This is a genomic window from Flavobacterium sp., assembly GCF_029945805.1.
Taxonomy (GTDB): domain Bacteria; phylum Bacteroidota; class Bacteroidia; order Flavobacteriales; family Flavobacteriaceae; genus Flavobacterium.
In genome coordinates, this window is sequence record NZ_JAQSDH010000033.1 from 145,000 (window position 1) to 160,224 (window position 15,225).

A 15,225-nucleotide genomic window follows, 5' to 3' on the forward strand; every position below is an offset into this window, starting at 1 on the left:
AATTTATTCGTGAACAATAACCCAGTCACCAGTAGCAAGCATGCTTTCTGCTTTTTTATATTTCATGGCTTCGGTTTTTCCGCTCATTACATGTTTGATTGTAACAGTGTCATTACGATTAATTTTTGGCTGATCACGCACAATAGTTTCAGTTATTTGTGGACGCTGAGACGCTGCCTGACTTGCTTCACGATTAGCACTTTCACTACTTTCAATTTCGTCTTTACTTTCAATATAATTCTGTTTTTCACGTACCTGACGCGCTTCTTGAATCGTATTATTTTGCTGTGGCAAATCGCCTTTAAACAAGAACGAAATTACTTCTTTATTTACACCATCTAACATGGTTCGGAACAATTTAAATGCTTCTAATTTATAAATTAGCAATGGATCTTTTTGTTCGTGAACTGCCAGTTGAACCGATTGTTTTAGTTCGTCCATTTTGCGTAAGTGTTTTTTCCAAGCCTCATCAACAATGGCAAGTGTGATATTCTTTTCGAAATCAGCTACCAATTGTGCTCCGTTTGAATCAAATGCTTTCTTTAAATCGGTCACGACATTCAAACTCTTAATTCCATCTGAAAACGGAACAATGATTCGTTCAAATGTATTGCCCTCTTTTTTGTAAACATCTGTTATAATAGGTAATGCCTCACGCGCACTTCTTGCAGTTTTTTCAGAATAATATTCCATTGCGGCTTTATATACTTTACCAGTCAACGATTGTTCTGTCATTTTCTCAAAATCGCTTTGTGAAACAGGAGACGTTATAGAGAAATAGCGAATCAATTCAAATTCGAAATTCTTAAAATTATTCGCGCCTTTATTTTCGCTTATGATTAACTCGCAAGTATCATATAACATATTTGCTATATCCAATTTTAAACGTTCACCGTGCAATGCGTGACGACGACGTTTGTATACTACTTCACGTTGAGCGTTCATTACGTCATCGTATTCAAGCAAACGTTTACGCGTACCAAAGTTGTTTTCTTCTACTTTTTTCTGAGCACGTTCGATAGATTTGGTCATCATCGAATGTTGAATCACTTCGCCTTCTTTCAATCCCATTCTGTCCATGATTTTAGCTACTCTTTCAGAACCGAATAAACGCATTAAGTTGTCTTCTAACGAAACATAAAATTGCGAACTTCCCGGATCTCCTTGACGACCAGCACGACCACGCAACTGACGGTCAACACGACGTGAATCGTGACGTTCCGTACCAATAATTGCCAATCCACCAGCAGCTTTAACTTCCGGTGTAAGCTTGATATCGGTTCCACGACCAGCCATATTGGTTGCAATGGTTACTACTCCAGATTTACCAGCTTCTTCTACAATCTGTGCTTCTTGTTTGTGCATTTTTGCATTCAATACGTTGTGATTTACGCCACGTATTTTTAGCATTCGACTCAATAATTCTGAAATTTCTACAGATGTTGTTCCGATAAGAACGGGTCTTCCGGCTTGAGATAACTGAGTAACGTCTTCAATAACAGCATTAAATTTTTCACGAACCGAACGGTAAATTAAATCTTCTTTATCTTGTCTTGACATTCCACGGTTAGTCGGAATTTCTACAACATCTAATTTGTAGATTTCCCAAAGTTCGCCAGCTTCTGTTACCGCTGTTCCAGTCATACCACTCAATTTACTGTACATACGGAAGTAATTCTGTAAAGTAATTGTAGCAAATGTCTGAGTTGCTGCTTCAATAGTAACTTGCTCTTTAGCTTCGATGGCTTGGTGCAAACCGTCAGAATAACGACGGCCATCCATAATACGACCCGTTTGCTCATCAACAATCAAAATCTTGTTGTCCATGATTACATATTCTACATCTTTTTCAAAAAGGGTATAGGCTTTCAATAACTGTGTTAAGGTGTGAATTCGTTCTGATTTGATTCCGAAATCTTGGAATAATCTTTCTTTTGCTTCCGCTTCAGCATCTTTATCCAGATGTTGTTTTTCGATGTTGGCAATTTCAGTTCCAATATCTGGAAGAACAAAAAAGGTAGCATCTGTATCTTTCGAAAGAAATTGAATTCCGTTATCTGACAATTCTACCTGATTGTTTTTTTCTTCAATCACAAAATACAAAGCTTCGTCAACCTCCGGCATTTTGCGGTTGTTGTTTTCCATATATTCATTTTCTGTTTTCTGAAGTAATGCTTTTACTCCTTCTTCACTTAAGAATTTGATTAAAGCTTTATTTTTTGGTAATGCTCTGTAGGCTCTCAACAATTGGAAACCTGCGTCCTTCATTTTACCTTCTTTATACAAACGCTTCGATTCTGTTAAGAATCCGTTTGCTAATTGACGTTGTAAATTATAAAGATTTTCGATTTTTGGTTTTAACTCGGTAAACTCGTGACGATCGCCATCAGGAACTGGTCCAGAGATAATCAATGGCGTTCTAGCGTCATCAATTAATACAGAATCGACCTCATCGACAATGGCGTAATTGTGTTTTCTTTGTACCAAATCTTCTGGCGAATGAGCCATATTATCACGCAAATAATCGAAACCAAATTCGTTATTCGTTCCATAAGTAATATCTGCTTCGTATGCTTTTCTGCGCGCATCTGAGTTTGGCGAATGATTATCAATACAATCCACTGTCATACCGTGGAATTCAAATAATGGTGCTTTCCAAGTACTATCACGTTTGGCTAAGTAGTCATTCACTGTTACTAGGTGCACTCCATTTCCTGTCAAAGCATTCAAATATAGTGGAAGTGTAGCTACCAATGTTTTACCTTCACCCGTTTGCATCTCGGCAATTTTACCTTCGTGTAGCACGATTCCACCAATCAACTGAACGTCGTAGTGAATCATGTCCCAAGTGATTTGTTTTCCGGCAGCGTTCCATTGGTTTGCCCAATTGGTTTCGTTACCAACTAAAGTAATATAAGGTTTTGTAGCCGAAAGTTCTCTGTCTTTTTCGGATGAAGTAACGGTTATGGTTGTGTTTTCTTTGAAACGTTTTGCTGTTTCTTTAACTACAGCAAAAGCTTCTGGAAGGATTTCCATTAAAACTTTTTCTGAGATTTCGTAAGCTTCTTTTTGTAAAGCATCAATAGCATTATAAATATCTTCCCTTAAGTCGATATCGGCTGTATTTTCAGCTTCCAATTTTTTAGCTTCGATATCAGAATCTTGCTTAGCGCGAGCTTCTTTTATTTTTTGTTTGAATTCAGTTGTTTTAGCTCTCAACTCATCGTGTGAAAGTTTTGCCATTGCTGGCTCCAAAGCTTTAATTTTGGTAATATAAGGTTGAGTAGCTTTGACATCTTTTTGAGATTTGTCGCCTACAAAAGCTTTGATAATGCTATTTATGAAACTCATAATCGGGTTTGGTATTATATGTTTTTATAAGGTCTGCAAATTTAAACAAAAAAAAAGCCCTCAGTGGACTTTTCTCTTTTGTGTTTTTTTATTTTTTAATATTCATCCTCGTTCCAAAGATAATCTTCGTCGGTTGGGTAATCTGGCCAAATTTCTTCCATAGATTCATAGATTTCTCCTTCATCTTCTATAGATTGCAAATTTTCTACTACTTCTAACGGTGCACCAGTTCTGATTGCATAATCAATAAGTTCATCTTTGGTTGCCGGCCATGGCGCATCACTTAAATAAGATGCTAATTCTAATGTCCAATACATTTTATATTGATTTAATTTTATGCAAAAATAAATTTATTACTGAAAAAGTCAAGTTTTTTTTGATTTATTTTTTAATATGTTTAAGAACGTGTTTTTTCAAGTGGTCAGCTTTCAGCTTTTAGTGTTCATTTCTCGTCTTTTAAAACGATTTTCTACTTACTTAAATTATTCCGAAATCTGGGTACTGAACAGTGAACACTATTTCCTAGGTATCCATTGCACTTCGTCAGCGTGCAGGTCGAAAGACAACTTCCGTGCCAAGACAAAAAGGTAGTCAGAAAGTCGGTTCAAGTACTTTATTACCAATTCATCCGTAGGCTCTAAGTCGTTCAAATGCACGGCTAAACGTTCGGCTCTCCGGCATACGCAACGTGCGATGTGACAATATGACACAGTAGTGTGTCCACCAGGTAAAACAAAGTGCGTCATTTGTGGCAAAGATTCTTCCATAGTGTCTATTTCTATTTCAAGAAATTCGATATCGGTTTCAACAATGCCTAAGTTTTGTAATCGAGGTTGACCATTTTTTAATGTTTCTTTATCGGGTGGTGTTGCCAATATAGCTCCTACAGTAAATAATCTGTCTTGGACTTCAATTAGCACATTTTTATATAAAGTATTGATGTCTTGATCTCGGATTAATCCGATATGGGAATTGAGTTCATCAACAGTTCCGTAGCTTTCAATGCGGATATGATGTTTTGGGACACGCGTGCCTCCAAAAAGTGCTGTGGTTCCTGTATCGCCGGTTTTAGTATATACTTTCATATTTAATTATGAATTAGAAGTTATGAATTCACTACTTATTATTAGTTGGTTTCAAAGGTAGCAAATTATCCAAATAGATTACTCTTTAGCCCTGATGGTAGTGGCACGAAGTAGAACGGACAGCAGGAAAATGGATCACTGATAAAGCCCGAACCATTCGCTCCTAACTTTGAAAAGCTTAGTTTTAAAACTATAAATGATTCGGATTTGAATTATCGCTTTCAATCACACCATCGCGCAGACGGATAATCCTGTGTGCATATTTGGCAATATCTTCTTCATGAGTAACCAAAATAACCGTATTCCCATTTTTGTGAATGTCGTTGAAAAGATTCATGATTTCTATTGAAGTCTTGCTGTCAAGATTTCCAGTGGGCTCATCGGCAAGAATGATAGAAGGTTTGTTTACCAAAGCTCGAGCAATCGCTACACGTTGACGTTGCCCACCCGAAAGTTGGTTGGGTTGATGGTCCATTCTATCGGAAAGATTCACTTGGTTTAGTACTTCTGTTGCGCGTTCATTTCTGTCCGATTTGGAATAACCAGCGTAAATCATTGGCAACGCTACATTATCTAATGCCGTTGTTCTGGGCAATAGGTTGAAAGTTTGGAAAACAAAACCAATTTCTTTGTTGCGAATTTCGGCTAAATCATCATCATGCATTTGGCTGACATCTTTTCCGTTTAGAATATAGGTGCCCGATGTTGGTGTGTCTAAACATCCCAAAAGGTTCATCAATGTCGACTTTCCTGATCCTGAAGGTCCCATCAGTGCGACATATTCTCCTTTGTTAATTTGTAAATCGATGCCTCTTAAAACGTTAATGATTTCATTCCCTAAAACGAAATCACGTGTTAATTTTTTGATGTTGATTAAAGGATTTGCCATTTCTTGTAAGATTGTCGGTGTTGATTTAGAATTGTAAAGATAAGTAATTGAAGGTGTGTTTTTGTTACAATTCTACTAAGGAAAATGTTTATTTTTTTAGCAAAGAATAGCAATTCTATAAATCATTTGGAAAAAACTGTAACAGGTAAGGTGTTCAATCTAAGTAATTTTACATCAAACAAATTAACTAATTCAAATAATTATGAAAAAAAGAGTATTTACAATCGCGATCCTTGCTACAGTAGCATTAGGTTTTACATCTTGTAAAGATGAAAAGGCGACAAAAGCCGAAAAAACAGTTAACAATTATGTTGTCTATGTGGACTCATTAGGAAATGTAGCAGCGGATGATGCAAAGGCGAATTGGGAATCAATTGATGCTAGCTATCAAATGAAAATTGCTGATGCTGAAACTTCTTTAACGGAATCAGACAATGAAGCGTTAAGAGAAAAATTGGCTGCCAGCAAAATGAAATATGAAGCAATGAAAGCTAAATATATGGCTGAATTGGAAGCAGCAAAACCTGTTGTAAAAACGCCTAATCAAATGGTTAGAGATCGCTTTTTTGGTGAAGGTAAAGTTGGAGAAGATATGAACTTTTCATGGGTAAATAAGGATAATATCCTAAAAGTTTACCAAGATTTTTACGATTCTTATAAAGCAAACAAAGGAGATTTTTCTAGAGAAGATTTTGATGAAACAAAATTATTATATGAAGCCTTAGATAGCAGAAAAAATACTGTTGAGAAAGAAGGATTAACTTCTGAAGACAACAATAAAATTGCATCTATAAAATTCAAATTTGCGCCAGAGTTCAAAATAAACCGTATTGGTGCAAAAGCAAGAGAAAATTCAGAAGCTAAGGAATAAAGAAATAAAAGAAGTTGGTTTTTAATGTAAGAAATGGCAATCAGGGATGGTTGCCATTTTTTTATGCCCGAATCACAAAATGTTCTTTCAATTGTTCGTCTCTAAAGAATACAATTCCCCACTGAAACGTATCAATAGTTACGGTAACTTTGGGATGATTTTGAATAATTTCCCAAGCTTCTTCCATGTCTTGTGACCAATGAATATCATCAAATATCCAGACACTTTCGTTAGTAACTGTTGGTAATAATAAGTCGAAATAGTTTAAAGTGGCTTGTTTGGAATGATTGCCGTCGAAGTAAATTAGCTGATAGCTGTCAGCTGTTAACTGATAGCTTTTTAAATATTCTGAGAACTCTTTTACAACAGGATTTATAGTATCAAATTTAAATTCTTGAAATTGCTTTTTTGCAATCGAACTTGTTTCAGGACAACCTTCTAATGTTGTTATTTTGGAGTTTTTATTTCCTAGTGAAAGGGCAGAAGTAGCCAATCCTAATGAAGTTCCGATTTCCAGAATATTTTCTGGTTGAAAATAATTAGCAATTCTGAAAAGTAATTCGGCTCTTTTAGAAGAGATTCCAGCATTCATAGCAATTTGGTCAATCGCTCGAGTGTTGCTTTTGAAAACTCGTGAACCTGAGCCAAAATCGGTAACTTCTATTTTATTTTTATTTGCCAAAAGCGAATTTCGATAACTTTTCAGAATAGAATATTCAGCATATTTCTTCTTGTCGTAAAAACATTTGGTAACCAAACTAAATACAAACGGAGAATGTACTCCGTGTTCGTTTTTGGATTTCCAAAGAAACTTTAAATATGATTTTATGATGTGTAACATATTTTTTTGTTACACAGAGATTCGCGGAGTTTGCCCAGAGATTCACTAAATTTTTAAATTTATTTCTGCGAATCTTTTTTTTCTCTGTGAATCTCTGTGAAATAGCTATTCCATTTTTGAAGAAAGCTCAAACCAACGCGTTTCTTTTTCTTCCATTTTCTTGATGATGACTTCCAATTCTTTGGCTTTTGCCGTAATATCTGCATCAGCAACTTTTCCGTCAGCGAATTGGTTTTCGATTTGTTTTTTCTCGTATTCCAAATCCTTAATTTCACGTTCAATTTTGTTGAATTCTTTCTGCTCGTTGAAGTTCAGTCCAGCAGCAGTATTATTTTTCTCTTTCCAATTGACTTTTTCCGTGCTTACGCTCGACAAGTTTTTAGGCTCTGTAGAATCTTCATAGGCTCTGAAATCAGAATAATTTCCTGGGAAATCTTCAATTTGTCCTTCACCTCTAAAAATGAACAAATGATCTACAATTTTATCCATAAAGTAGCGATCGTGAGAAACTACCAATAAACATCCTGGATAATCCAAAAGGAAACTTTCCAAAACATTCAACGTCACGATATCCAAGTCATTCGTTGGCTCATCGAGAATCAAGAAATTCGGATTCTGAATCAAAACCGTACACAAATACAATCGTTTTAATTCACCACCGCTTAATTTTTCAACAAAATCATATTGCTTTTTGGCATCAAATAAGAAACGTTCCAATAACTGCGAAGCCGAAATGATTTTACCTTTCGTAAGCGGAATGTATTCACCATATTCTTTAATAATATCAATTACTTTTTGTCCCGGTTTCGGATTGATTCCACTTTGCGTATAATAACCTACTTTAATCGTATCGCCAATGACCACTTTACCAGCATCTGGAAGCATAGTTTTGGTTAAGATATTCAGAAACGTCGATTTTCCAGTTCCGTTTTTTCCAATGATTCCAATGCGTTCGCCACGCTGAAAATCATAAGTAAAATTATCAAGTATCGTTTTGTCTTTGAATTTTTTATACAATTTGTGCAGTTCGATAATCTTGCTGCCCATACGTTCCATATTGATTTCAAGCTCTACAACATTTTCTTTACGTCGACTTTCCGCTTTTTCTTTAATCAAATAGAAATCATCTTGCCGCGATTTTGATTTGGTCGTTCTCGCTTTCGGTTGACGGCGCATCCAAGCCAATTCTTTTACAAAAAGATTTTGCGCTTTATCAACACTCGAATTTTCCATCGCAATGCGTTCTTCTTTCTTTTGAAGATAATAAGAGTAATTTCCTTTGTAATTGTATAGTTTTCCGTTGTCTAATTCGATGATTTCGTTACAAACGCGCTCCAAAAAGAAACGATCGTGTGTTACCATAAACAACGTAATATTTTCTTTAGCAAAATAGCTTTCCAACCATTCAATCATCTCTAAATCCAAGTGATTCGTTGGCTCATCCAAAATCAGTAAGTCAGGACGATTGATCAAAATAATGGCCAATGACAATCGTTTTTTCTGTCCACCCGAAAGCGATTTTACTTTTAGTTTTAAATCATCTAGTTTTAATTTGGATAAAATTTGCTTGAACTGCGTTTCAAAATCCCAAGCATTGTGGCTGTCCATTTCGTCAAAAGCCAATTGGTATTTTTCTTCATCTTCCGGATTTTCCAATGCTTTTTCGTAGCGCTCAATTACATGTAGAATATCATTATCCGAAGCAAAAACACTTTCTTCAATCGTCAGTTCATCTTGAAGTTGATTGTTTTGCGAAAGAAAGGCCATTTTGATTCCTTTTCGAATGATAATCTGACCCGAATCCGGTTCATCATCACCATTAATCATTTTCATAATTTGGGTTTTCCCCGAACCATTTTTGGCGATAAACGCAATTTTCTGGTCTTTATTAATTCCGAAAGAGATGTTTTCAAACAAAGTTCTTTCGCCAAATGACTTCGATATATTTTCTACTGAAAGGTAATTCACGGTAACAATTTTTTGCAAAAGTAGTTTATTGCGAGTGATGAAGCAATCTTTTATTTGAAACGAACGGCTTGATCTTTATCAGTTAATCTTATTCCCGCTTTTCATTCCAATCTTTTCAGGATTTCCTTTTCACTAGGTTGCAAGGCAATCCCAAAAAGGATTTCCATTACAATCGGGGTTAAAGAGTTAGGGTCTTTTGTGTTTTTACCTTTTAAAAATTTCATATATTTGAAATGTAAAATCAGTAGAAATGAATGATAAAAAGAAAAATACCGCTAAAGAACCTTCTGAAGTTTATGAAACTGCAGCTAAAGAAAATGTTGATAAATTAAATCCTATTTTATTTCAATCGATTGAGAAATCTAAAAAAAATCACAAAGTAGGTGCTGTTATTTCTCATGAAGAGGCCATGCTTAAAATTAAAGAGCGTTATCCTATTTTAAAATGAATTATAGTTTTAATTGGGATTCAACCGCATTACAAACTTATTTAGATGAAATTGAATTCATATTTTTGAAATGGAATTATAAAGAAGTTGAGAAGTTTAAAATTCTAGTCGACACCAATTTAAAACTATTATCTAAAAATCCTGAAATAGGCGCTTACAACAAAATATCAGAAGTTTATATTCTAGTTATTTCAAAACAAACTTCTCTTTATTACAGTTTTGATGCTACAACAAAAATAATTGAATTACATGTTATTTTGGAACACTCTAAAAAATCTTGAAGATTTACAAAAGTTGCTTTAAATTTGCACCTATGCAACTATCCGTTATCATCCTTAATTATAATGTACGTTTCTTTTTAGAACTCTGCGTTTTGAGTGTGCAAAATGCCATTCAGAATCTGGATGCCGAAATTATTGTCATTGATAACAATTCATCAGACAATAGTTGCGCGATGATGAAACAGTGTTTTCCGAATATAAAACTTATCCAAAACAAAGAAAATTCAGGTTTCCCTAAAGGTAATAATATTGGTGTTGCAACAGCCAAAGGCGAATACATCTGCATCTTAAATCCCGATACGGTAGTTGCCGAAGATACTTTTGAAAAAATACTAGCTTTCGCGAAAAGTAAAACCGATTTAGGAATTGTGGGCTGTAAACTTATTGACGGAACCGGAAACTTTTTACCTGAAAGCAAACGAGGAATTCCAACGCCTTGGGTTGCGTTTACCAAGATTTTTGGGTTGTATAAATTCTTTCCAAATTCTTCTTTATTCAACAACTATTACGCTCAACATTTAAATGAAAACCAAACGGGTAAAGTGGATATTTTGGTTGGTGCTTTTATGGTGATGAAGCGTGAATTGTATAACGAAATTGGCGGTTTTGATGAAAAATGCTTTATGTATTCCGATGATATTGATTTGAGTTATATGGCGTTGCAGAAAGGAAAATCTAATTATTATTTCCATGAAACGACAGTGATTCATTTTAAAGGAGAAAGTACTGTAAAAGACGGAACGTATATGAAACGTTTTCAGGAAGCAATGAATTTCTTTTATAAAAAACATTTTAATGTGTCATTTTTCTTTTCGTTGTTCATGAAAATCGGGATACTATTTTTCTCTTTTGTCAAAATGTTTCAGGGAAACGTCAAGCCAAAACCAAGTCCAGATAAGTATCTTTTCGTTTCTGATACTGAATCTATAAGAGAAAAATTAGAAAACAAACTTCAAAAAAATACAGAAAGAATTCTTTTAGAAAACGGAAAAGCAGTATTTTCGCAATCGTTTTCGGAGAATAGAAATGTGGAAGTAATTTTGGATACAAATTATCTTAAATTTAAAGACGCAATCGCTTTTTTCGAAACCAACAAAAACAAGTCGTTTACATTTAAGTTGTTACCAATGCAAAGCAATTTCATCATCGGAAGCAATAGTAGTAACGATAGAGGCGAAGTGATAACAATATGAGAATTACGAGTTATGAATTACGGTTTGAAAGAATTAAAATTGTTGAATTCGAGATAAAACCTAATTTGTTTTCCTAATTTTGCAAACGAAATTGAAAAACACAACTTTAGTTTACAGATATGGCAAAGTTTGAATTGAAATTACCTAAAATGGGTGAAAGCGTTGCGGAAGCAACCATTACAAATTGGTTAAAAAGCGTTGGTGAAAAAATCGAGGCGGATGAAGCTGTTTTGGAAATCGCAACGGATAAAGTCGATAGCGAAGTTCCAAGTGAAGTTTCGGGTACGTTAACCGAGATTTTATTTCAGGTAAATGATGTCGTAAAAGTGGGGCAGACCATTGCCATTATCGAAACCGAAGGCGGTAGCGCTGCGCCAAGTCCAGTTGCAAATGCTGTTGCGGCTCCAGTTGCTGAAGTTGCTAAAACGGTTGATCCCGAAACTTCGGGAGCTCAAGCTGCAGTTACTCCGGCTGATTTTAAATCATCAGATAAATTCTTTTCACCTTTAGTAAAAAATATTGCGACTGCAGAAGGAATTTCTGTAGCTGAATTGGAAAATATTAACGGTTCTGGAAAAGAAGGACGTGTTACCAAAGAAGATATTCTAAAATTTGTCGAAAGTCGAAAATCGAAAGTTGAAAGTCAGGTTACTACTAAACCAGTAGCTGCGCAGGTTACTCCATCAGTACAAGCTGCTCCGGTTTCTGTAAATGGCGGCGACGAGATTATTGAAATGGACCGAATGCGTAAGCTGATTTCGGGTTATATGGTGGCTTCTGTGCAAACATCGGCACACGTACAATCCTTCATTGAAGTTGATGTGACCAATATTGTAAAATGGAGAGAAAAAGTAAAAGTAGCGTTCGAAAAGCGTGAAGGCGAAAAACTGACGTTCACTCCAATTATGATGGAAGCCGTTGCGAAAGCGCTGAAAGACTTCCCTGGAATGAACATTTCTGTTGATGGCGATTACATCATCAAACGTAAAAATATAAACCTTGGTATGGCTGCGGCTTTGCCAAACGGAAACTTAATCGTTCCCGTAATTAAAAATGCAGATCAACTGAATTTAGTGGGAATGGCAAAAGCAGTTAACGATTTAGGAAATCGCGCTAAAACCGGAAAACTAAAACCAGACGATACGCAAGGCGGAACGTATACGGTTACCAACGTTGGAACGTTCGGTTCAGTATTTGGAACACCAATTATTAATCAGCCACAAGTTGGAATATTAGCACTTGGAGCCATTAGAAAAGTTCCTGCGGTAATTGAAACTCCAGAAGGTGATTTCATAGGTATACGTCAAAAAATGTTCTTGTCACATTCTTATGATCATAGAGTCGTTGATGGTGCATTAGGCGGAAGCTTCGTAAAACGAGTAGCAGATTATTTAGAAGCATTTGATCCGAATAGAGATTATTAATCGTATTTAAAATTTATAAACTAAAACCTTTCAAGTAATTGAGAGGTTTTTTAATTTTATAATTACTGAGTGACAGATAAACGTAGATGTTTTAGTTGGATGTAAAAAACTGTAATTATGTAAAATTATAGCTCGTTTGATGTAATTTTTTTTGATCCATGTTGGGTTAGATTTGATGATATAAATTAACTTTCACTATTATGAAAAATCTATCCCTTTGTGCACTCTCCTTATTTACATTCTGTATTTCGTTTGCACAAGAAATTAAGACTACAATTGTTGTAGATTCTGTTCAAACAAAAATTGAATCCAGTAAATACGCCAATGATGAAAAAAAATCTCAACTCAAATCCGATCTTTCTGATCAGAAAAAAGTCATCAGAGATCAAAAACGACAAGACAATATAGCAACAGACGAACGAAAAGAATTAGCCAGAACTCAAAAAAAACTTAAAAAGGAGCAAAAGCAAGTTCAAAAAGAGAATAGAGCGATAGCAAAAAGTAACGATAAGTTGAACAATGCTAAAGCAAAAGAAATTAAGCTTAATCAGAAATTAATTAATGCCAATAAAGATTTAGTTAAAATTCAAGGAAAATACGAAAGCAAGAAAAATTCAGGGAAATTATCTGCGGTACAAAGCAGCGAATTTGAAGTTAAAATAACAAAAAAACAACTTGAAGTAAAAAAGATAGAAGAAGACATTTCCAATTTGAATAGATAGTTTTTTCAATAAAATATTTATCAAAACAGAATTCTTCTCTTCAATACCATAAAAAGCCCGAAATTTTAGTCGGGTTTTTTTATTTTCACTTGTTTCAAAATCATTATTGCACGTTCTAAAGTCATTCTGGGAGGTCCTAAAATCATTTATAATCAGTAAAAAATCATTTATCATCGGTTACTATTCATTTTTAACTGGTAACAAATCATTTACGTTTACTGCTAAATCATTTGTTAAAATAATCTAATTATCGACCATCTGTAACTTCAATATTTTATATTTGCTCGCTTAATATTTTATGATGGAATTAAAACTCACACGTCCGATTTGCTTTTTTGATTTGGAAACTACAGGTATCGAAGTTGCCAAAGACCGAATTGTAGAAATCTCAATTTTCAAGGTTTTCCCCAACGGAAATAAGGAAAGCAAAACCTGGTTAGTGAATCCAACCATTCCAATTCCGCTGCAGTCAACAGCTATTCACGGAATTACAAATGAAAAGGTTGCCAACGAACCAACGTTCAAAGAATTGGCTTCCCAAATTCACATGATGATTAAAGATTCTGATTTGGCAGGATTTAATTCGGATCGATTTGACATACCCTTATTAGCAGAAGAATTATTGCGTGCTGAAGTCGATTTTGATATGAAAAACCGAGTTTCAGTTGATGTTCAGACTATTTTTCATAAAAAAGAAGAACGAACCTTGAGCGCGGCTTATAAATTTTATTGCAATCAAAGTTTAGAAAATGCGCACAGTGCTGAAGCAGATACGATGGCAACGTATGAAATTCTGAAAGCACAATTGGACCGATATGAAGATTTAGATAACGATATGAAAACGCTATCTGAATTTACTACTAGAAAAAAAGCCGTTGATTTTGCTGGTTTCATTGCATTGAATGCAGAAGGGCAGGAGATGTTCTCTTTCGGGAAACACAAAGGCGTTTTAGTTGATGAAGTTCTGGAAAAAGAACCGGGTTATTTTGGCTGGATTCAAAATGCGGATTTTCCATTGTATACCAAAAAAGTGCTTACAGCAATAAAATTAAGGAAACTGAATAATAAATTTAACTAGAAGAGTGAAGATAAGATAAAGACAATAGATAGTCTTGATTCTTGCTTCTTGCTTCTTTTTTCTTGTCATGAAAATAATCTGCATCGGAAGAAATTATGCGAATCATATAGCGGAACTCAACAATGAGCGTCCGGATGAACCTGTGATTTTCATGAAAACAGATACATCAGTTTTACCAAAGAAAACACCATTTACAATTCCAGCATTCACTAACGATGTTCATCACGAAATTGAGATTTTGGTAAAGATTTGTAAAGTCGGAAAATACATTGATACTAAATTCGCCCATAAATATTATGATGAAATTGGTTTAGGAATTGATTTTACGGCAAGAGATCTTCAGCAAAAGCTTAAAGAAAAAGGGCTTCCTTGGGAAAAAGCGAAAGCATTCGACGGTTCAGCGATTATTGGCGACTTTTATCCGAAAAACGATTTTAATTCGGTAGAAAATATTAATTTTGAATTGAAAAATAATGGACAAATTGTCCAAAAAGGAAATACAAGTCAAATGCTTTGGAATATAGATGAAATTATTTCACATATATCGCAGTATTTTACATTAAAAAAGGGTGATATCATTTTCACCGGAACACCAGAAGGTGTCGCAAAAGTAAATCCAAATGATGTTCTTGAAGGATTTATAGAAGATAAACTAGTATTAAGATTACACATTAAATAATGGCAATAAATTATAACTTAGCAAAGGTTTACGCACTATCAGACAACGATCCAGAGTTCGTAATGCAAATCATCACACTTTTCGTAACCGAAGTTCCAGAAGATTTGAAACAAATTGATTTAGGGATCAAAAATAAAGATCACAAATTGGCTTACAGCTATGCCCACAAAATCAAACCTAGTTTAGATTTAATGGGAATGACTGTAGCTTTCGAGGAAATACTTCAAGTAGAAGCTTGGACCAAAGCCGAAGGTAAACGCAAAGAAATTGAACATACTTTTGAAAGTATTCAAAGCCAAATTGACAAAGCCGTAAAAGAAATCAAGAAAGATTTCGAGATATAAATAAGAAGCGAATGGTTCGGGAATTGTCAGAAATGGTAATTCCCGCTTTTC

15 protein-coding genes are annotated in these 15,225 nt (G+C 34.8%); 9 read left to right on the forward strand and 6 right to left on the reverse strand.

Annotated features, from left to right (window positions below; all coding sequences use genetic code 11):
- Positions 1-3: 3 nt before the first annotated feature.
- The 4 genes from secA to PSU83_RS08030 all read right to left on the reverse strand — a co-directional run bounded on the left by secA (position 4) and on the right by PSU83_RS08030 (position 5,325).
- Positions 4-3,351 (reverse strand): preprotein translocase subunit SecA, encoded by a 3,348-nt coding sequence (secA, locus tag PSU83_RS08015; RefSeq protein WP_300588658.1) that lies wholly within the window; start codon positions 3,349-3,351, stop codon positions 4-6.
- A gap of 95 nt (positions 3,352-3,446) precedes the next feature.
- A complete protein-coding gene (locus tag PSU83_RS08020; RefSeq protein ID WP_002986941.1) occupies positions 3,447-3,668 on the reverse strand; it encodes a DUF2795 domain-containing protein in 222 nt (73 codons plus the stop codon).
- A gap of 198 nt (positions 3,669-3,866) precedes the next feature.
- The gene (locus PSU83_RS08025) at positions 3,867-4,436 is read right to left on the reverse strand and encodes a cob(I)yrinic acid a,c-diamide adenosyltransferase (RefSeq protein WP_300588661.1); all 570 of its coding nucleotides are present in this window, start codon (positions 4,434-4,436) and stop codon (positions 3,867-3,869) included.
- A gap of 190 nt (positions 4,437-4,626) precedes the next feature.
- Positions 4,627-5,325: an ABC transporter ATP-binding protein gene (locus PSU83_RS08030; RefSeq protein ID WP_300588663.1), complete on the reverse strand. Its 699-nt coding sequence runs from the start codon at positions 5,323-5,325 to the stop codon at positions 4,627-4,629.
- 202 nt (positions 5,326-5,527) lie between these two features.
- On the opposite strand from PSU83_RS08030, the gene PSU83_RS08035 reads away from it, so the two are divergent.
- The gene (locus PSU83_RS08035) at positions 5,528-6,196 is read left to right on the forward strand and encodes a hypothetical protein (RefSeq protein WP_300588666.1); all 669 of its coding nucleotides are present in this window, start codon (positions 5,528-5,530) and stop codon (positions 6,194-6,196) included.
- 61 nt (positions 6,197-6,257) lie between these two features.
- Here the strand turns inward: PSU83_RS08035 and PSU83_RS08040 are convergent, their stop codons facing one another.
- Positions 6,258-7,037, reverse strand: a complete 780-nt coding sequence (locus tag PSU83_RS08040) for a class I SAM-dependent methyltransferase (protein ID WP_300588668.1) — start codon at positions 7,035-7,037, stop codon at positions 6,258-6,260.
- A gap of 105 nt (positions 7,038-7,142) precedes the next feature.
- Positions 7,143-9,005 (reverse strand): ABC-F family ATP-binding cassette domain-containing protein, encoded by a 1,863-nt coding sequence (locus PSU83_RS08045; RefSeq protein ID WP_300588670.1) that lies wholly within the window; start codon positions 9,003-9,005, stop codon positions 7,143-7,145.
- 250 nt (positions 9,006-9,255) lie between these two features.
- Here PSU83_RS08045 and PSU83_RS08050 point away from each other — a divergent pair, with 250 nt between their 5' ends.
- From PSU83_RS08050 to PSU83_RS08085, 8 genes are all read left to right on the forward strand, one after another.
- The gene (locus PSU83_RS08050; RefSeq protein WP_300588672.1) at positions 9,256-9,453 is read left to right on the forward strand and encodes a hypothetical protein; all 198 of its coding nucleotides are present in this window, start codon (positions 9,256-9,258) and stop codon (positions 9,451-9,453) included.
- A complete protein-coding gene (locus PSU83_RS08055) occupies positions 9,450-9,734 on the forward strand; it encodes a hypothetical protein (RefSeq protein ID WP_300588674.1) in 285 nt (94 codons plus the stop codon). The genes PSU83_RS08050 and PSU83_RS08055 overlap by 4 nt, the downstream gene beginning before the upstream one ends.
- Positions 9,735-9,766: 32 nt before the next feature.
- Positions 9,767-10,927: a glycosyltransferase family 2 protein gene (locus tag PSU83_RS08060; protein WP_300588676.1), complete on the forward strand. Its 1,161-nt coding sequence runs from the start codon at positions 9,767-9,769 to the stop codon at positions 10,925-10,927.
- Positions 10,928-11,046: 119 nt separating this feature from the next.
- A complete protein-coding gene (locus PSU83_RS08065; RefSeq protein WP_300588678.1) occupies positions 11,047-12,351 on the forward strand; it encodes a dihydrolipoamide acetyltransferase family protein in 1,305 nt (434 codons plus the stop codon).
- Positions 12,352-12,551: 200 nt separating this feature from the next.
- Positions 12,552-13,073, forward strand: coding sequence for a hypothetical protein (locus PSU83_RS08070; protein WP_300588679.1), 522 nt, complete (start codon positions 12,552-12,554; stop codon positions 13,071-13,073).
- A gap of 301 nt (positions 13,074-13,374) precedes the next feature.
- Positions 13,375-14,151, forward strand: a complete 777-nt coding sequence (locus PSU83_RS08075; protein WP_300588681.1) for a 3'-5' exonuclease — start codon at positions 13,375-13,377, stop codon at positions 14,149-14,151.
- 67 nt (positions 14,152-14,218) lie between these two features.
- Positions 14,219-14,830: a fumarylacetoacetate hydrolase family protein gene (locus tag PSU83_RS08080; protein ID WP_300588683.1), complete on the forward strand. Its 612-nt coding sequence runs from the start codon at positions 14,219-14,221 to the stop codon at positions 14,828-14,830.
- Positions 14,830-15,174 (forward strand): Hpt domain-containing protein, encoded by a 345-nt coding sequence (locus PSU83_RS08085; protein ID WP_300588685.1) that lies wholly within the window; start codon positions 14,830-14,832, stop codon positions 15,172-15,174. The genes PSU83_RS08080 and PSU83_RS08085 overlap by 1 nt, the downstream gene beginning before the upstream one ends.
- Positions 15,175-15,225: the final 51 nt, after the last annotated feature.